14 protein-coding genes are annotated in these 18,008 nt (G+C 41.4%); 9 read left to right on the top strand and 5 right to left on the bottom strand.

All coding sequences use genetic code 11. From position 1 onward, the window contains the following. The first annotated feature begins 70 nt into the window (after window positions 1-70). From PGX00_RS17735 to PGX00_RS17725, 3 genes are all read left to right on the top strand, one after another. Complete coding sequence (locus PGX00_RS17735; RefSeq protein ID WP_272139061.1) at window positions 71-979, top strand: aldo/keto reductase; 909 nt, start codon at window positions 71-73, stop codon at window positions 977-979. Between the two features lie 88 nt (window positions 980-1,067). Beyond that, window positions 1,068-2,345, top strand: a complete 1,278-nt coding sequence (locus PGX00_RS17730) for an efflux RND transporter periplasmic adaptor subunit (protein ID WP_272139059.1) — start codon at window positions 1,068-1,070, stop codon at window positions 2,343-2,345. Window positions 2,346-2,347: 2 nt separating this feature from the next. Then, the gene (locus tag PGX00_RS17725; RefSeq protein ID WP_272139056.1) at window positions 2,348-5,497 is read left to right on the top strand and encodes an efflux RND transporter permease subunit; all 3,150 of its coding nucleotides are present in this window, start codon (window positions 2,348-2,350) and stop codon (window positions 5,495-5,497) included. Window positions 5,498-5,560: 63 nt separating this feature from the next. On the opposite strand, the gene PGX00_RS17720 is transcribed toward PGX00_RS17725, so the two are convergent. After that, window positions 5,561-6,469: a chemotaxis protein gene (locus tag PGX00_RS17720; protein ID WP_272139054.1), complete on the bottom strand. Its 909-nt coding sequence runs from the start codon at window positions 6,467-6,469 to the stop codon at window positions 5,561-5,563. Between the two features lie 159 nt (window positions 6,470-6,628). On the opposite strand from PGX00_RS17720, the gene ppiC reads away from it, so the two are divergent. Then, window positions 6,629-6,907, top strand: coding sequence for a peptidylprolyl isomerase PpiC (ppiC, locus tag PGX00_RS17715; protein ID WP_272139052.1), 279 nt, complete (start codon window positions 6,629-6,631; stop codon window positions 6,905-6,907). Between the two features lies 1 nt (window position 6,908). Here the strand turns inward: ppiC and PGX00_RS17710 are convergent, their stop codons facing one another. The 4 genes from PGX00_RS17710 to PGX00_RS17695 form a co-directional block, all read right to left on the bottom strand. Next, entirely contained in the window at window positions 6,909-7,472 is a 564-nt protein-coding gene (locus PGX00_RS17710) for a hypothetical protein (RefSeq protein WP_272139050.1), read from the bottom strand. A gap of 6 nt (window positions 7,473-7,478) precedes the next feature. Further along, window positions 7,479-8,012, bottom strand: a complete 534-nt coding sequence (locus PGX00_RS17705; protein ID WP_272139048.1) for a YaeQ family protein — start codon at window positions 8,010-8,012, stop codon at window positions 7,479-7,481. Between the two features lie 52 nt (window positions 8,013-8,064). After that, entirely contained in the window at window positions 8,065-8,520 is a 456-nt protein-coding gene (locus tag PGX00_RS17700; RefSeq protein WP_272139046.1) for a YccF domain-containing protein, read from the bottom strand. Between the two features lie 86 nt (window positions 8,521-8,606). After that, window positions 8,607-8,816, bottom strand: coding sequence for a cold-shock protein (locus PGX00_RS17695; RefSeq protein WP_171751734.1), 210 nt, complete (start codon window positions 8,814-8,816; stop codon window positions 8,607-8,609). A gap of 499 nt (window positions 8,817-9,315) precedes the next feature. Between PGX00_RS17695 and PGX00_RS17690 the strand changes: the two genes are divergently transcribed. From PGX00_RS17690 to uxaC, 5 genes are all read left to right on the top strand, one after another. Continuing rightward, window positions 9,316-10,986 (top strand): transporter substrate-binding domain-containing protein, encoded by a 1,671-nt coding sequence (locus PGX00_RS17690; RefSeq protein WP_272139042.1) that lies wholly within the window; start codon window positions 9,316-9,318, stop codon window positions 10,984-10,986. Between the two features lie 5 nt (window positions 10,987-10,991). Then, window positions 10,992-12,401 carry a sigma-54-dependent transcriptional regulator gene (locus tag PGX00_RS17685; RefSeq protein WP_272139040.1) on the top strand — a complete coding sequence of 470 codons (1,410 nt, stop codon included), beginning with the start codon at window positions 10,992-10,994 and terminating at the stop codon, window positions 12,399-12,401. A 281-nt stretch (window positions 12,402-12,682) separates the two neighbouring features. Continuing rightward, entirely contained in the window at window positions 12,683-13,972 is a 1,290-nt protein-coding gene (locus tag PGX00_RS17680; protein ID WP_272139038.1) for a dicarboxylate/amino acid:cation symporter, read from the top strand. A gap of 772 nt (window positions 13,973-14,744) precedes the next feature. Beyond that, the gene (locus tag PGX00_RS17675) at window positions 14,745-16,517 is read left to right on the top strand and encodes a sodium:solute symporter family protein (protein WP_272139036.1); all 1,773 of its coding nucleotides are present in this window, start codon (window positions 14,745-14,747) and stop codon (window positions 16,515-16,517) included. 66 nt (window positions 16,518-16,583) lie between these two features. Beyond that, the gene (gene uxaC, locus PGX00_RS17670) at window positions 16,584-17,999 is read left to right on the top strand and encodes a glucuronate isomerase (protein ID WP_272139034.1); all 1,416 of its coding nucleotides are present in this window, start codon (window positions 16,584-16,586) and stop codon (window positions 17,997-17,999) included. Window positions 18,000-18,008 lie beyond the last annotated feature (9 nt).

Genomic DNA, 18,008 nt, shown 5'->3' with positions numbered 1-18,008 from the left:
TTTTACCATTGAGCAAGCCGTCAAACAAGCCTAGGATTTACCTTATCCAGTTTATCAAGGAGACAACCTAATGGTTGCTAAAGTGAGTATTTCACCGCAAGGCCCAGTTTTTTCAGAATTGGTTCAAGGTTATTGGAGAATGGCAGAGTGGGGCATGAGCCCTCAACAAAGGCTCAGTTTTTTGAAGCAACACGTGGAGTTAGGTGTGACCACTGTTGATCATGCGGATATTTATGGGAATTATCAATGTGAACTGCTTTTTGGTGAAGCCCTAGCACTCGATAAGTCGATGCGCGATCAAATAGAAATCGTGACTAAGTGTGATATCCACTTATGTGGTGATCACACACCAGAAAGAAAAATTAATCATTACGATACAAGTAAACAGCATATCGTTGCATCTGTTAATAATTCATTGTCTCGCTTAAATATCGAAAACATAGATGTTTTGCTGATCCATAGACCTGACGCATTAATGAATGCGGATGAAGTGGCAGAAACGTTTTTAGCGCTAAAAAAAGCGGGAAAGGTGACACATTTTGGTGTATCTAACCATAGCCCTCGTCAGTTCGAGTTGTTGCAATCGCGGTTGGACGAGCCGTTGGTAACAAATCAAGTAGAAATTAATCCACTAAACTTTGATGTTGTTGATGACGGTACGCTCGATCAAATGCAGACTCAAAATACCAGGCCAATGGCATGGTCATGTTTGGCTGGTGGCGGCATTTTCTCTGGAAACTCAGAAAAAGAGACGCGAGTTAGAAATGAGCTCGAAGCGATTCGGCAGGAAATCGGAGCAGAGAGCATCGATCAAGTTATTTATGCTTGGGTTCGTCGCTTACCATCTAAACCATTACCAATTATCGGGTCGGGCAAAATTGAACGTGTTCAAACGGCCATTGCTGCACTAAAGTTCGAACTGACTAGAGAGCAATGGTATAGAGTTTGGGTTGCATCAAAAGGTTACGGTGTACCATAGAAAAACGCTATTTTCTGACAAAAGATAGATATCGTTAACCTCACTTAAATAGATATAAAAAGTCGCTGAATAAATGGCGACTTTTTATATGCTGTTTCTTTTTGAAATATTTGTAAACAATTTCCTGCTAAATCTTGATAAACCTCGGACATTATCTGGTTTTTTATCATCTACTTTGTTAACCAATAAGCTGTTGAAAATTCATAATAATCGTTGGTTGACTAATGCAAAAAAATTACTTCTTATCACTGTTTCTAGTGCTGCTTTTCTAGTTGGATGTGGCAAAGAACCATTGTTACAACAAGCACAGGCCCCTCTTGTTTCTGCGGAAAAAGTTGAACTGACTTCTTACCATCGCAACCAAAGTTATGTTGGTCGAGTAAGCGCAGTAGAGGATGTGTCTATTACAGCTCAGATTTCTGGTTACTTAAAATCTCGTCATTTTACTGAAGGAGATACTGTAGAAAAGGGGCAATTGCTGTATCAGATAGAGTCTTCTTCTTATCAAGCTCAGGTTGCTAGCGCGAAAGCGGCGATTGCTCAAGCGAATGCCGATGTGCAAAAGGCGATGTTAGATTTTGAACGAGGCAAAGATTTATTGCCTAAAGGGAATATATCTCGTTCGGAATATGACGCGTTAACCAGTATTAAGCTCGGAGCAGAAGCGCAGTTGGAAGCAGCAAAAGCTCAGTTGAATGTTGCTGAAGTCAACCTATCATATACTCGTATCGAAGCACCTGTATCAGGAAGAATCAGTGAAAGTTACGTAAGTACGGGTGATCTTGTCTCTCCTTCAACAGGAACATTAACAAATATTGTTAGCTTAGACCCAATTCACGCTAGCTTTACCGTTAGCGAAAGAGACCGCTTGAACATGGGAATGGATGATGTAGAAGGCCGAGGTGAAGGTGCTACCGATAAAGTCGAAGTACATGTGATATTGGAGAATGACAAAACATATAACCATAGTGGATACATAGACTTTATTGACAACCGTATAGATGTGACTACAGGCACATTAGCGATGAGAGCCAGCTTTGCCAATCCGAATCAAATACTATTACCTGGACAACATGTAAAAGTGAACATTCAGGAGAAGAAAGCCATAGAGGTGATCACGATTCCCCGTCGCGCTGTTCAAAGTGACTTGCAAGGTGATTATGTTATGGTGCTGAGTGATGGTGACATCGCTGAACGACATAATGTAAAGCTTGGGAAGCAAACGGAATCTGGAATTATTATCGTGGAGGGATTATCCACGAGTGATCGAGTGATCACTAAAGGGTTACAACGAGTTCGCAATGGTATTGAAGTCAGAATGGAAAATGCCTCTCAGGCTGAAAAATCTACAGAAGAGGAATCGTAGATATGCTTAGTCGTTTCTTTATTCAACGTCCAAAGTTTGCTCTTGTTATCTCCATTATTTTGACCTTAGCTGGCGCTATATCATTAACGCAACTGCCGGTGGCGGAATACCCTCAAATTAGCCCTCCGTCAGTGAGCGTAACGGCATTTTACACTGGTGCAAGTGCTGAGACGGTGGAGCAAGCCATTGCAGACCCAATAGAGACGTCTGTAAACGGTGTTGAAGACATGATCTACATGTCATCTAAAAGCGCCAATGATGGCTCGTACAGTCTAAACGTGACCTTTGACGTTGGCACTGATCCTGATATGGCGCAAGTTAATGTGCAAAATCGGGTAACACAGATAGAATCTAAACTGCCTCAAGAAGTACGCATGGTTGGGGTGACTGTTAAAAAGAGATCACCAGACTTACTTATGGTTCTTAATTTTTACTCACCTGATGGTAAGTACGATGATCAGTTTTTGGTTAACTACATAAACCTCAACGTTAAAGATCAACTGGCTCGGGTAAAAGGTATCAGTGAGGTAGGGGTTATAGGGGGCGGTGAGTACTCAATGCGTGTCTGGCTAGACCCAGACAAGATGACAAGCCTTAATTTAACTACAACAGATATTTATTCCGCCTTAGCAGAACAGAACGTACAAGTAGCAGCAGGTAAAGTTGGTGCTCCACCATTTAACAATGCCCAAGAAGTTCAATTTAACCTAGTTACAAAAGGTCGACTAGAAACGGTTGAAGAGTTCGAAAATGTAGTACTAAGAGCCAATAATGACGGCTCAACCATTTATTTGAAAGATGTGGCTAGATTAGAGTTAGGTAAAAAATTCTATGATGGTAATGGTAAATTCAGAGGACAGGATGCATCAATAGTAACCTTGTCACTGCAGTCCGGTGCAAACGCCTTAGAAAGCGGTGAAGCAGTAATGGCACTTCTGGACAATATGAGTGTTAATTTCCCAGAAGGTATGGAGTATGAAGCCAGTTATGACACGACGGTATTTGTCGCTGAATCTATAAAAGGGGTAGTGAAGACATTAATCGAAGCTATCTTATTGGTTATCGCCGTTACTTATATGTTCTTGGGCAGTGCTAGAGCTACGTTGATACCTATTGTCGCTATTCCGGTCTCCTTAATCGGTACTTTTGCCGTGATGCTCATATCCGGTTTTACCATAAATACGGTGACATTGTTCGGCTTGATATTGGCCATTGGTATTGTTGTTGATGACGCCATTTTAGTTATTGAAAATGTCGATACAACGATGAAAAAAGACCCAAGTTTGACGCCAGCGAAAGCAACATTAATAGCAATGAAAGAGGTAACCGGTCCTATTATTACCTCTACGCTCGTTTTACTGGCCGTTTTCCTACCTGTAGCAATGCTACCAGGGATTACTGGGATTATGTATCGTCAGTTTGCGTTAACGATCTGTATTTCTGTGGTTATCTCTTCTATCAATGCATTGACACTATCACCAGCACTCTGCTCGCTAGTTCTAAAGCAAGGTGGCGATAACACGGCGAACTGGTTTAAGGCATTTAATAGAGGGCTGGATAAAGTAACGCAAGGGTACGGTAATATTGCCGGATTCTTGGTTAGAAAAACTATCCTACTTGGTACCTTTTTCTTAATCGCCGTTGCTGCTGTAACTTTCTTTGCTAAAACAACATCAACCGCGTTTGTACCTCAAGAAGATAAAGGTATTTTATTAGTAAACGTTCAGTTGCCTGATTCAGCATCTCTTTCTAGAACAGAAGAAGCAAGTGCTAAACTCATGGAATTGGTTGAGCAAGAGCCGGGCATTGACGGTGTTACTGTCGCGAATGGTTATGCGTTACTTACTGGAGCGTCAGCCTCTAATGGCGCTACCTTGTTTGTAAAACTTAAAGACTGGGATGCGAGAAATAGCCTAGAAGGTGACCACTCATCTTTTGCTATCTCTCAGAGGATTAATGCAGCTGCGGCTCAACAACTGCCTGAAGCGGTTGTGTTTGCAATGGGCCCGCCTGCTGTTCCTGGTATGGGGGCAGCATCTGGATTTGAATTTGTATTGGAAGATACGTTAGGAAGAAATAGGACTGATCTTGCTCAAGTGATGAATGATGTAATTCAAACTGCGAATCAACAACCAGAAATACAATACACATTTAGTACTTTTAGAGCGAATGTTCCCCATTATCACGTGGATATTGACCGAGAGAAGGCCAAACAGTTAGGGTTATCATTAGGCGATATTTTCCAAACATTACAAGGTAACTTAGGTTCAATCTATGTGAATGATTTTACTATGTTTGGTAAAAATTTCAGGGTGACCATGCAGGCTGAAAGTGAACATCGAAGCAGTATGGATAATCTGAATCGATTTAATGTGCGTTCTGCTGATGGAAAAATGATCCCCCTGAGTACGTTGGTTTCTTATGAGCAGGTTTTTGAACCAGATGTTGCATGGCGTTATAACATGTATCGCTCAGCGGTTATTCAAGGTCAACCAGCTCTGGGGTATTCCAGTGGTGACGCTATTGCTGCAATGGAACGTGTTGCGGCTGAAGTCCTACCTCATGGGTATCAATATGAATGGACGGGGATGGCGTATCAAGAAGTGAAAGCAGGAAACCAAGCTATTTTTGCTTTTGCACTAGCACTTATCTTTATCTATTTATTTATGGTGGCTCAGTATGAAAGCTGGAGTATACCGGTTGCGATTATTCTTGTTGTACCTATAGCAACACTAGGGTCTTTCTTAGCATTGAACCTAGCTGGTTTACCGTTGAATCTTTACGCACAAATCGGTTTAGTATTGTTAATTGCGTTGGCCGCGAAAAATGCCATTCTCATTGTGGAGTTTGCTAAGCAAGAGCGAGAGGAGAAAGACATTCCTGTAGATGATGCGGCTGTCTATGGTGGTAAGCTACGATTCAGAGCGGTGAACATGACATCCTGGTCATTTATATTGGGTATCACGCCCCTAATATTCGCCACGGGTGCAGGGCATATCAGTCAAAACTCACTTGGTGTCTCTCTCGTTGGTGGTTTGTTATGTGTGCTGTTGGCAGGAACGTTCCTAATACCTGGCTTCTACGCTGTCATTCAGAGAAAAAGAGAGAAAATTCATGGCGGTAGTACTAAGTTAGTAGATATTGACGAATAAGGATTAATAGCTCGCCATTCTAATTGATGTTGGAATGGCGAGCATTGTCTCTGTATAAAGGTATTAGCTTTTCACTGCCGATTTTTCGATCTGTTCAGCTCCGCGCAGCATGGCTTGTACTAGCTCTGTCGCATCAAATTTAGATAGTGCTTCATGTGCTCCCACCTGATGGGCTCTATCGGCACTCATTTCGCTAGAAAGAGAGGTATGCAGTATTCGATAGGCGTTACTTATTTTTGGGTTATTTTGTACTTCAAAGGCGAGTTCATAGCCATCAAGACCTGGCATTTCTATATCACTTACAAGCAAATCAACGGGCCGGCCTTCTTCGGCATAGTTTTTCATTAGATCGAGTGCATCTATCCCATTTTTGCAGACTGAATAGGATATGTTGATACTATCAAGCGCATCAGAAAGTTGCTTACGGGCAATAATAGAGTCGTCTACCAATAGAATATTTAGTGGCTTTAAGCGTTCACGTTCAACATCTGTCAAAATAGGTATTCTGGCCGACGCATCCTGAGGGTAGATTTTTGATAACAGTAATTCAACGTCGAGCATCTGTACGATTTTGTCGTCATGTCGAGTTATTCCGGTAACAAAAACGTCGGGACCAGCCGTTTCTGGAGATGGTTCAATAGCATGCCAGTCACAATCGATAATTTTTTCAATCGTTCTAACCATAAAAGCAACGATGGTTCTTAAACAGTCGGTAACGATAAGATAACAGTTGTTATATTCTTCTTTTGATATGGGTCTAAACCCAATAGCTGCTGCCATATCGATGACAGGAACAGTGAGCCCGCGTATATTAACGGTACCAATGACATGATGGTGTGAATAAGGGATCTGCGTGGTCGGAGAGTAGGGAACAATTTCTCGTACTTTTAGCGTACCAATAGCAAAGCTCTGCTGTTGCAGAGAAAGTTTGAACAATAGCATCCCTTGGGACTGTTTCGCTTTGCTTTTCATATTTGTTTCCTACATATACGACTGAATTGCTTATTCTATAATAGCGAACTCTAGAGCACTACTCAGCATAATTTTTATTTATATGTCGTTATAGCGACTTGAACGTGTACATCTTTAGTTATTTAGTTAAAATCGCCTTCTATTTTTTTGGAGCTCATAATGGCCAGAACTGCAGCAGCATTACATATATTAGTGAAACACGAGTCTTTAGCGAAAGATTTGCTAGAACAACTCAAGAAAGGGGCAAAATTTCAAGTTTTAGCCAAGAAACATTCAACCTGTCCATCGGCTAAAAAAGGGGGTGATCTAGGTGAGTTTCGTCAAGGTTCAATGGTGCCGCAGTTCGACAAAGCGGTATTTAAAAATGAAGTGTTGACACCATTTATCGTTAAGACAAAGTTTGGCTGGCATGTCGTCAAAGTACTTTATAAAACCTAATTTAGTGAGACTTAGTAAACCAGCTAATAATTTTATTTGACCAGAGGATAGAAGGCTCGTCCCCCTTGCGTTTGTGTTTACCATGATAATAGCTTGCGAGAAGCTCTGTCCTAATTTCGTCCACGTCGTGTGAATGAAGTGCTTTAGCGAGAAGTGTGGCGGCATTGAGCGCATAATCGTTCGCTAAACTGAAGTCCATATTTAGGTAACCTTGCACCATAAGCCATAACTTAGTGATTAGAGAAAGCTCGATGACAGAATCGGCACTAAATTTATCCGCTTGAGATTGGCCGAGAGTATCGGAAAATATATTCTGCATGAGTCCAATTTTATCTGCTTGAGCATCTAGCCTTGCTGTTGCTTCTATTTGTAACTTGGTTAGTAACCCCAGCAGCAGTAGTTTAGGTTTTTTTTCAGGGCTATTTAAACAAATCTCTTCAAATACAGCGGCTTTTTCTTCTATCGCACGAGCAAACAGTAACGTCTCCTTATCTGAAAGATGAAGAGTATCTAGTCCTGCAATCTCCAACTGCTGTTTGAGCTTACTCATGATTGAGTCTGTCATATTCCGCTATGCCTTCAGTTCTACCCACTCTACCTCACAATCCCCATTTTCTGTTGAAACAAATGCGGAATTACCAGTAAGCATGATAGAAATATCCATTGTCCTTTTTACATAGGTCGCTAGAGTTTCAATTGCCTCAGCATCTAACCTATACACTTGTGCTTTTAATAAGTTTAGTTTATTCGAGTTTTGTTTCCACCAAACATCTGATTTAGTGTTAAAACTATATATTCGAACATTGCGCGCCAATCGTGTCGATTTTTTAACGCGTTCAGGATCTGGTTCGCCCACATCGATCCACAACGATATTTGCTCATCGAGTGTTTTATGCCATATATCCGGCTCTTCTATATTTGAAAGCCCTTTAGTAAAAGCAAGGTCTGGTTGAGCGTTCATTGAAAATGCCAAAACACGAGCCATCATTCTTGTTAAGTTTTCTGATGGGTGCTGAGCAATCGTTAAACTAAGTGAATCATAGTAATCTCGATTCATATCGGTTAGTGCAATACGAAATTTATAGATTGTTGGTTTTAAAGCCACGTTGATTTCTCTTCTATTGGTTTTATGAAGGTCTATTTTCAGTTTTTACAGATTATTTTCTATTTCTACGAATATAGTCTTGAGCGTTTGCGTCTCTAGCGGCTGATGCGACTTCTTTTTCAACGATGGTTTTACCAATAGGGAAAAGAGCGATAGCGGCGAGTTTTAAATGCTGAATACTGAAAGGAATGCCAATAATCGTAACGAAACAAGCAATCGCAGATGTAATATGACCAATCGCAAGCCAAATGCCAGCAAAACAGAACCAAAGTATATTGCCGATAATACCAAGCGTACCAGTACCAATATCTCTATTTCTTGTCAGCTCCTCCCTATCAATCGCTTCCTTGCCAAATGGGAAGAAGGAAAAGGTGCCCATTACAAAGCAAGCGCGTCCCCATGGAATGCCTATAATACTGACAAAAGCGAGAATACCGAAAAACCACCACGCTAAACCCATGATGATTCCACCGAATAAAAACCAAATAATATTTCCTAAGGTGCGCATGTTTTCTACTCTTCTCTAGAAAAAAGACAAAAAAATAGCCAGTCGCGAGACTGGCTACATAAATTTTAGCGATTTACCAAACTGTATTAAACAGGTTTGATGTTCTCAGCTTGTGGGCCTTTTTGGCCTTGAGTTACAGTAAACTCAACTTTTTGACCTTCAGCAAGAGTGCGGAAGCCGTCAGATTGGATAGCACTGAAGTGTGCGAAAACGTCAGGGCCGTTTTCTTGTTGAATGAAACCGAAACCTTTAGTTTCGTTAAACCATTTTACTGTACCAGTCACTGTGTTAGACATAGTCTTTATTCCTAATAAATATTGTGTAGGCCCCATTTTGGGACTTATTTAGATAGCGTGGAAAAAATAGATTGCTATTTAGATACACACGGCGGGAAGTTTTGAGCTAACCAACGACTTGTAAATCTTAAAACAAAAGCTTTTCTTTCTAGCCGGGACGAAGCTTAAATCAACTACGTAGGAAGTCAATAACTATTACGTTAACTTTTTATATTAACTTCAATTTTTTGTGAAAAAGCACGTTTTTATGTACAAAATAGTCTGTCGGTACTGAAGTTTCGTGTTACAGCTTCAAAGGTTTGCCATATAACTGACTAATTTATAGATAATAATAGCGGTGATAGTGCTTTTTTCGTGGTTGTCTAAATGTTGAATAGAGTGAGCGAAAATGTCGGAATTATTCATCTCACTTCGGCTTTGTTCCGGTTTTACATCATTGTGATTAATGTATACTTTTCGCAAGGTTGAAACATTTATAGCATGGGTTGCAATAAAAATTATGAGTAAAGTGAAATGTTCGCCCAGCGCATGGTTGTTTCTTTGCACTATGGTATTTTTTGCTAACGCATTCGCGAGCGACAATATAGTGGTTGGTGGTGACCACAATTATCCTCCTTATGAGTTTATCAATGATAAGGGCGATCCCGATGGTTATAATACCGAGCTGACTTATGCCATTGCAGACGTTATGGGGTTGGATGTTAAAGTCGCTTTGTCAAGCTGGGATGAAATGAAACATGAGCTTGAAAATGGGGATATCGATCTTCTTCAAGGGATCTCTTATTCTGAAGAGAGAGCCCTATTACTCGATTTTTCTCCACCACATTCTTTGATCCATCAATCGGTTTTTGCTCGCATCGGATCACCGCCTATTAGTCATTTATCCGAACTTTCTGAAAAGTACGTTATTGTGCAAAGCGGTGGAATAATGGCTGAGCGAATTGAAAGTTCAGGCGTTGATGTTCGGCTCATATACGTAGATACCCATGCAGCTGCATTGCGAATGCTCTCTTCTGGAAAATATGATTATGCATTTGTTGCAAACTTACCGGGTCTATATTTAGGTAAAGAGTTGTCGTTATCTAATATAGAACCCGTAGGCAAACCGTTAGGGTCTCAACGTTATGGTTATGCAGTATTAAAGGGTAACGCAGAGTTACTCGCTAAGTTTAATGAAGGTCTGGCAATACTCAAAAATACTGGTAAACAACAGGAAATCTATAATAAGTGGTTTGGTTCATATACTGATAATGGCGTAAATTGGCAACGAATTAGTCTATTTGTTGTTATCGCCTCTATTTTGTTTTTGTCGTTTTTTGTGGCTGTTATTGTGTGGAACCGAAGTTTAGCGAAACAAGTCGCGCGGAGAACCAAAAAACTAGAGCAGCAACAGCAACAACTAGTCCAGGCAGATAAAATGGCGTCTTTAGGTATACTTGTTTCTGGCGTGGCACATGAAATCAATAATCCAACCAGTTTGTTGTTGCTCAATTTACCTGTTTTGAAAGAGTCGTTTGAAGATATAGAAGAGATACTCGAAGAGCACTATGAAGTCCATGGTGATTTCGATATTGCGGGTCTTAGCTATAGCCGTATACGTAAAGAGATTCCATTAATGCTAGGGGAAATGTTGGAAGGCTCAAATCATATTCGTCGGATCGTTAGTGACCTTCGTGATTTTGCTAGACAAGAACCGCAGGTTTTGTCCGATAATGTTGACTTAAACCAAGTCGTTGCAGCAGCGATTCGCTTAACGGACAGGACGATTAAATCAGCTACGGATGATTTTTCTGTTTCGTATGGTGAGCTACTTCCTCTTTTTAAAGGAAACAGCCAAAGGCTACAACAAGTTATTATCAACCTTATTGTCAATGCTTGCCAGGCATTAGACAACGCGAAGCAGGCAATTCGGATAAAAACAGAATATCAGGCAGCGAACCGAAGGATTAAAATCACTGTCATTGATGAAGGATGCGGGATAGACGCTAAGCATATTTCTCGACTTACTGACCCGTTTTTTACGACTAAACGTAAAGACGGTGGTACAGGCCTTGGCTTATCTATCTCTTCTAATATTATTGAGGAGCATGGTGGCAAGTTATTATTTGAGTCTGAATTAGGCAAAGGTACTCAGATTAAACTTATTATTCCGATTACGAAGGACATTTGATTTACATGAAAGATACGCTTTATCCGGGTTTTGGGGTTCTGGTAGTTGATGATGAATCAGCATTTATACGCAGTTTGTCCTTGGTTTTAGAAAGGCGAGGCGGGATAAATCACCTGTATCAAACCAGTGATAGTCGAGAGGTGATGACACTAATTGAAGAGCATCCGATTGAGCTGGTATTACTTGATTTAAATATGCCTCATTTAACTGGTGATGTGCTCCTTCAGCAAATTGTAGAAAAACATCCTCATGTCGGCGTTATTATTATCAGCGGAATGAATCAGATAGAAACAGCCGTGGATTGCCTTCGCCTTGGTGCCTATGACTACTTTGTAAAAACAACAGAAGAAAATCGATTATTAGAGGGGATTAAACGGGCGATCACCATGCAGGAGATGCGCAGAGAAAATGAAGAGATGCGTAGACGTTTTCTTTCTGACACTCTAGAAGAACCACAGGTATTTTCAGAGATAATCACTAAGGATAAAAAACTGCGCTCAATATTTCAGTATTTAGAGTCGGTCTCTTCTAGTCGACAATCTGTGATGATCTGCGGAGAAAGTGGGGTAGGCAAGGAGCAAATAGCCAGAGCGGTACATACTTTAAGCCGACGCCCCGGTAAAATGGTGAGTGTTAATGTTGCTGGGATAGATGACAACGTTTTTGCTGACACTTTGTTTGGTCATAGCCGCGGTGCCTTTACAGGAGCGGACAAAAAGCGCGTGGGTATGGTTGAAACGGCAGCAGATGGCACTTTGTTTCTGGATGAAATTGGAGATCTTAGCCATGCTTCCCAAACTAAATTGCTTCGACTTTTACAAGAAGGGGATTATTACCCTTTGGGCAGCGATCGCCCCAGAAGAAGCAAGGCGCGCATAGTTGCGGCAACCCATCAGAATCTTAAATCAAAAGTAGAAGAAGGTAGCTTTAGAAAAGATCTCTATTTCCGGCTTTGCACCCACTACGTCGAGGTGCCACCATTAAGAGAGCGAAAAGAAGATATTCCGATGCTGTTTATGCATTTTTTGGAAAAAGCGTCGAATGAGATGGATAAGAGAGTGCCTACTTTTCCTAAAGAGCTACCGGTGCTGCTATCTACTTACCACTTCCCTGGCAATATACGAGAATTACAGGCGTTGGTTTATGATGCAATAGGGCAGCATAAGAGTCACACTCTATCGATGGACGTATTTCGCAGGGTCATTGATCATTCTTATAACGATTTAACGCCAGTTGAGTACGACAGTGGTTTGTTTGATCCAAATAAACCTCTACCCACACTACAAGAAATAAGTGAGTTGCTTATTGGATCAGCGATGGAGCGTGCTCATGGAAACCAATCGTTAGCATCCCGTATGCTTGGTATTTCGCAACCAGCATTGAGTAAACGCCTCAAAAAAGGCCAAGAGAAGTAACAAACCAAACCCTTATAACAAAAGTTATACTATGCGAATTGTTATAAGGTGCCATCTCTTTGTTATTTTTATGGTTTTTATACCAACTATGGTTTTCTATAACTTTAGTTATACCCATTGTTATTTGCTATCCTGATTAAATCTTATTGTTATCAAATGGTTATATTAACTCATTCTCTGGCATTATCATTGCAAGTTAGGTGTTGGGTTGCTGTATATATCAAGATGTAACTATGGACAGTAGGCATATTCAATAAGGCTAATAATTAAAGGAAAAAATGATGAGTAGAAAGGATGCTGCACCACAGGCAGGTGGTGGTTTTTGGGGCAAAATGGAATTGTGGAAAAAAATCGTAGTTGGTATGGTCGCTGGTGTGATCGTCGGTGCGGTTATGGGACCAGAAGCGGAAGTACTAAAACCAATTGGTACTCTGTTTATCAACGCAATCAAAATGCTGATTGTACCGTTGATTTTCTGTTCTTTGATTGTCGGTGTTACATCGATGCAAGACTCTCGTAAAATGGGTCGTATTGGCGCAAAAGCTATCATTCTTTACCTAGGGACAACCGCTATTGCTATCACTATTGGTCTAAGTTTAGCTGCAATTTTTGGTCCTGGTGAAGGGTTAAATATGGTCGCTAAAGATTCCGCAACAATGGGTAAGGAAGCACCACCACTGGTACAAACTTTATTAAACATTATTCCTAAAAATCCAGTAGGTGCATTAGCAGCGGGCAACATTCTTCAAATCATTGTATTTGCAATTGGTTTAGGTGTGTCATTAACGCTAATTGGTGATAAGGCTAAGCCTGCTATCGCTGTTTTTGAAAGTCTAGCGGAAGCAATGTACAAGCTAACTGAAATTGTAATGAAGTTCGCTCCATTTGGTGTCTTCGGTTTGATGGCATGGGTTGCTGGTAAATACGGTATAGATATCTTACTACCGCTTATCAAAGTAATCGCTGTTGCTTACTTAGGTAGTCTGGTACATGTTTTAGTGTTCTACACTGGCATTATTAGTTTTGTCGGTCGTCTAAACCCTATACGTTATGTTAAAGCACTGGTTAATCCTGCGGCAGTCGCGTTCACTACGACGAGCAGTTCAGGTACGCTTCCTGCCACTATCAAAGCAAGCCGTGAAGAACTTGGCGTATCTAAAGGTGTATCAAGCTTTGTTCTACCGCTTGGCGCTACCATCAACATGGACGGTACTGCACTTTATCAAGGTGTTTGTGCGCTATTTATTGCTCAAGCCTTTGGCATTGATCTTGAAATGTCGGATTACATGTTGATTATCTTAACGTCTACATTAGCGTCAATTGGTACTGCGGGCGTGCCGGGTGCAGGCCTTATCATGTTATCACTCGTTCTAACGACAGTTGGTCTTCCAATTGAAGGTTTAGCGATTGTTGCTGGTATTGACCGTATTCTAGATATGGCGCGTACCACCGTTAACGTGTGTGGCGATATGATGGTTTCTGTACTCATTGCTAAGAGTGAAGGTGAGTTAGACGAAACGATTTACAATGCCGAAACGAGCAGTGCAAATTCAGAAGTTGAAACAGCATAACGTTTTCTAACTCTGTATATGAAAGGCAGGTTGCAACGCGGCACCCTGCCTTTTTTTGGTCAATTCATACTCCCCCAGCGTTTCTCTTTAGAATTATCACTCTATTTTTCTCACTAGGTCACATTTTCTTAACGAAGAGAACAAGTGTGCATCTTAATCTGTAGGTTAAATAGTGCTCATTTTCTTTAATTAGTATCGATTCATTAGAGATTCTGCGTGATGTTGATACTCCTGGTGTCGCTAGAGTTTGTCCCGCCATTGAGCAATCTCCTGCTAAGGTTAAAGATTTTACCAACATTCAAAATACTCTCGTTATTGAGACCAATGGTACCGCGATACTCGGTTATGACGGTTGTGTTTATAGGTTCATAACCTTGTTTCAAGAGAGTTGGGTAATCTGGCTCAATAAACCAACTGATATCCCTTCAATTACCAATCTCAGAAAGAAGAGTTCTTGCTCCATTATATTCATGTCATTGATCAGATAGTTTTCCAGATTGGTATCAATAAACTTTGTACGAGAGCGGAGAGATCTAATCTCTACCACCAAAAAAAGCCAAATAGAGTCAATTAGCCGTGACGAAGGTCCCAATTTTGGCGCTGATGTGAGAGCTCTGTCACGCTCGGATAAAAAGCAAATGTATTGAGCGACCCAATAAATATAAAAATCACCCAGCTAGATAAAAATATAAAACTACGTTTTGATTTTTAAGTTGTAGCTAAAATTCGTGGTAATTTTACTAATCAATACATAACTTCATTGGAGTCAAAAATGAATATTGACATGCTGGTCGTGTTCGTCTATTTCATATTTATGATAGTGGTCGGATTGTTATTCAAACGCATGGCTGGGCGATCTACCAGCGACTATTTTAGAGGGGGAGGAAAAATGCTCTGGTGGATGGTTGGATCCACCGCGTTTATGACTCAGTTTAGTGCCTGGACTTTTACAGGGGCTGCAGGTAAGGCGTTTACGGATGGTTTCCCCATCATGGTCGTGTTTATGGCCAACGCATTTGGCTTCTTACTCTCTTGGCTTTTCTTTTCTTACCGTTTTCGTCAAATGCGTACTGTCACACCTATTGAAGGGGTTCGCCGTCGTTTTGGCGCCACAAATGAGCAGGTGTTCACTTGGGCAACTATGCCAACCAGTATCGTCTACACTGGTATCTGGCTGAATGGTCTAGCATTGTTCGTTAGTGCTGTATTTAAGATAGATATTGAGACTACTATCGTCGCAACCGGATTGATTGTCCTGTTTATCTCGGTGATCGGAGGATCCTGGGGTGTCGTTGCATCCGATTTTGTGCAGATGGTTGTTATTATGTCGGTGACCGTCGTATGTGCTGTGGCCGCCATCGTCAAGGTGGGTGGACCTTCCAATCTGATTGAGCAGTTCCCGGTTGATAGTGTGATGGGATCTAACATGAACTATCCACTATTGTTCGTTAGCTGGTTTATCTTCATGTTTGTTAAACAGTTACAAAATATCAACAACATGAACGACTCATATCGATTCCTTACTGCTAAAGATTCTATTAATGCTCGTAAGGCAGCGTTACTCGCTTTTGTCCTTATGCTGATAGGTCCTGCAATTTGGTTTATGCCACCGTGGGCAACCGCAGTCCTCTATCCAGATGCAGCTGCAGTGCATGCTGGAGAATTGGGTAATAAAGCTGCCGATGCAGTATATCTGGTCTTTGTTGAGCGTGCTATGCCTGTCGGGATGGTCGGACTACTTATGGCTGCTGTGTTTGCTGCAACCATGTCTTCAATGGATTCAGGTCTTAACCGTAATGCAGGTGTTTTTGTACGCAATTTCTACGCGATTTTCGTAAATAAAGACGCAGAAGATGCCAAACTACTGCGCGTTAGTCAGGTTGTTACCTTAGTGTTTGGTGCCTTAATCATACTTGTTGCCTTGTTTATCAATTCGCTGCGTGGCTTAAGCCTCTTTGATGCCATGATGTATGTAAGTACCTTGCTACAAATGCCGATTTTGGTTCCGCTGTTCTTTGGTATGTTTATTAAGAAAACACCAGATTGGGCAGCATGGGCAACACTAGTCGTGGGCATTATTGTCTCCTACCTTGTGAGCTTTGTTATAACGGCTGATGTCGTAGCGAACTGGTTAAACCTAGATACACCGTTCACTGGCCGTGAAGCGAAAGACCTGAAAGTCTTGCTAGGTATAGTTGGACACTTATTCATCACTGGTGGTTTCTTCTGCTTTACAACCAGATTTTATAAAGAACCAGAAGGTAGTCGTCGCACGGAACTGCAAGAATTTTGGACAGACGTTGAGACACCTGTTGTCGAAGATGAAGGGCAGGATATTGTCGATTGTCAACAGCGTAACATGCTCGGCAAGCTGATATTAGTATTTGGCACGTTAGTGATGACAATGGTGCTTATACCAAATCCATTCTGGGGACGCATGGCCTTCGCATTCTGCGGAGTTGTGATACTCACCGTTGGATATCTTCTGTACAAGAGCGCTCAAACGAGTGACATATCAAAACCAGTCGACAGTACCGTTGGCTAATTAGAATCGGGTCAGCTATTTGCTTAGCTTGACCCGTATTTTTGTTACATTGCTCCAAGGAATACAATGGCTGCATACTACATAGAACCGGGTTTTCTATTAACTAATTCATTGGCTGTTCGTCTTTTTCATGAAGTCGCGAGCTCGCTACCTATTATTGATTTTCATAGTCATCTTGACGCCAAAGAGATAGTTCAAAACACGGGACCTAAGAACCTGACCGAGGCATGGTTAAAACACGACCACTATTTTTGGCGTGCAATGAGAAGTACCGGAATCGACGAGCATTTTATTACAGGGTCGGCGAGCGATTACGAAAAATTTAGTCATTGGTGTAAGGCAGTGCCTTACTTGGTTGGTAATCCGCTTTATCACTGGTCGCATCTTGAGTTAGCCCGTTTCTTTGAGTGCCATCAGTTACTAAATCCAACTAATGCTATGGAAATATGGCAAAAATGCACTGATAAACTGGCCAGTTCTCTCCATCAACCCCGAACTTTGCTGGAAAACTTGAACGTACAGACATTGTGTACCACAGACTCACCACTATCGTCGTTGGAATATCACTCTTTGCTTGCTCATGACAAACTTGTAGGCAAGATTAACACCAATATACTGCCAACATTTCGGGCCGATGACTTGTTTGCATTCCATAACAGTCGTCAGTTTTTGCTTTTCGTAAGAGATTTGGAGCTGCATTCTTCGAGTGTTATTCGCTGTTTTGATGATTATATAGCAGCAATAGAAAAGAGGATGCAGGCTTTTCATCAACTGGGTTGTCGTTTAGCCGATCTGGGTCTGCCAACCATAGAATATAAACAGGGGTCTTCTGCGGAAATAGAGAGCGCATTTCAGCGCCTTTTGGCGGGCAAAGAGTTGACTATAGACGACCAGAAAATAGTTAAGACTCAATTGTTTACCTCTCTTGGTGAGCTATGCTATCAGTTTGGATGGGCTTGGCAATTGCATATAGGCGTATCAGCAAATGTAAACAGCAGACGAAAAGAGGAGCTTGGTCCATGTACCGGGTTTAGTATCATTAATGATGATTCTGTTCTTGGCCTAGCCAGTTTGTTGGATAGCCTAGATAGGTCAAAACAATTGCCTAAAACGGTGTTGTACAATCTCAACCCCAATAACAACGCAATGTTTGTCGCGCTGTGTGGTGCATTCCAAGATAGCGATACCACCAGTGGGAAAATACAGTTCGGACCAGCATGGTGGTTCAATGATCATAAGCAAGGTATTGAATCGCAGTTAACCACTCTTAAGAATATGGGGGCGCTTGGCGGATTCATCGGAATGGTGACAGATTCTCGTAATTTGATGTCACTAAGCCGGCACGAATATTTTCGACGTATTTTCTGTAATCAGTTAAGCCTTTGGGTTGCTCAGGGAGATATCCCCGACGATTGGGACTTGCTCACGTTTACTGTGCAAAATATCTGTTACTCCAACGCCAATGCGTTTTTTGACTTCTAACTCTAGATG

Origin of the sequence: Vibrio algarum (assembly GCF_028204155.1) — a bacterium.
Taxonomy (GTDB): Bacteria; Pseudomonadota; Gammaproteobacteria; order Enterobacterales; family Vibrionaceae; genus Vibrio; species Vibrio algarum.
The sequence above is the reverse complement of the archived record's forward strand: the minus strand, read 5'-3'. Positions and strand labels throughout refer to the sequence as shown.

What these genes read in the sequence shown, in the direction of transcription:
- PGX00_RS17695 (WP_171751734.1), bottom strand. Translation starts at nt 8,816, where the DNA reads ATGTCTAACACAGTGACTGGTACAGTAAAATGGTTTAACGAAACTAAA.
- PGX00_RS17685 (WP_272139040.1), top strand. Translation starts at nt 10,992, where the DNA reads ATGAAAGATACGCTTTATCCGGGTTTTGGGGTTCTGGTAGTTGATGAT.
- PGX00_RS17720 (WP_272139054.1), bottom strand. Translation starts at nt 6,469, where the DNA reads ATGAAAAGCAAAGCGAAACAGTCCCAAGGGATGCTATTGTTCAAACTT.
- PGX00_RS17690 (WP_272139042.1), top strand. Translation starts at nt 9,316, where the DNA reads ATGAGTAAAGTGAAATGTTCGCCCAGCGCATGGTTGTTTCTTTGCACT.
- PGX00_RS17730 (WP_272139059.1), top strand. Translation starts at nt 1,068, where the DNA reads ATGCTGTTTCTTTTTGAAATATTTGTAAACAATTTCCTGCTAAATCTT.
- PGX00_RS17675 (WP_272139036.1), top strand. Translation starts at nt 14,745, where the DNA reads ATGAATATTGACATGCTGGTCGTGTTCGTCTATTTCATATTTATGATA.
- PGX00_RS17680 (WP_272139038.1), top strand. Translation starts at nt 12,683, where the DNA reads ATGAGTAGAAAGGATGCTGCACCACAGGCAGGTGGTGGTTTTTGGGGC.
- PGX00_RS17735 (WP_272139061.1), top strand. Translation starts at nt 71, where the DNA reads ATGGTTGCTAAAGTGAGTATTTCACCGCAAGGCCCAGTTTTTTCAGAA.
- PGX00_RS17725 (WP_272139056.1), top strand. Translation starts at nt 2,348, where the DNA reads ATGCTTAGTCGTTTCTTTATTCAACGTCCAAAGTTTGCTCTTGTTATC.
- PGX00_RS17710 (WP_272139050.1), bottom strand. Translation starts at nt 7,472, where the DNA reads ATGACAGACTCAATCATGAGTAAGCTCAAACAGCAGTTGGAGATTGCA.
- uxaC (WP_272139034.1), top strand. Translation starts at nt 16,584, where the DNA reads ATGGCTGCATACTACATAGAACCGGGTTTTCTATTAACTAATTCATTG.
- ppiC (WP_272139052.1), top strand. Translation starts at nt 6,629, where the DNA reads ATGGCCAGAACTGCAGCAGCATTACATATATTAGTGAAACACGAGTCT.
- PGX00_RS17700 (WP_272139046.1), bottom strand. Translation starts at nt 8,520, where the DNA reads ATGCGCACCTTAGGAAATATTATTTGGTTTTTATTCGGTGGAATCATC.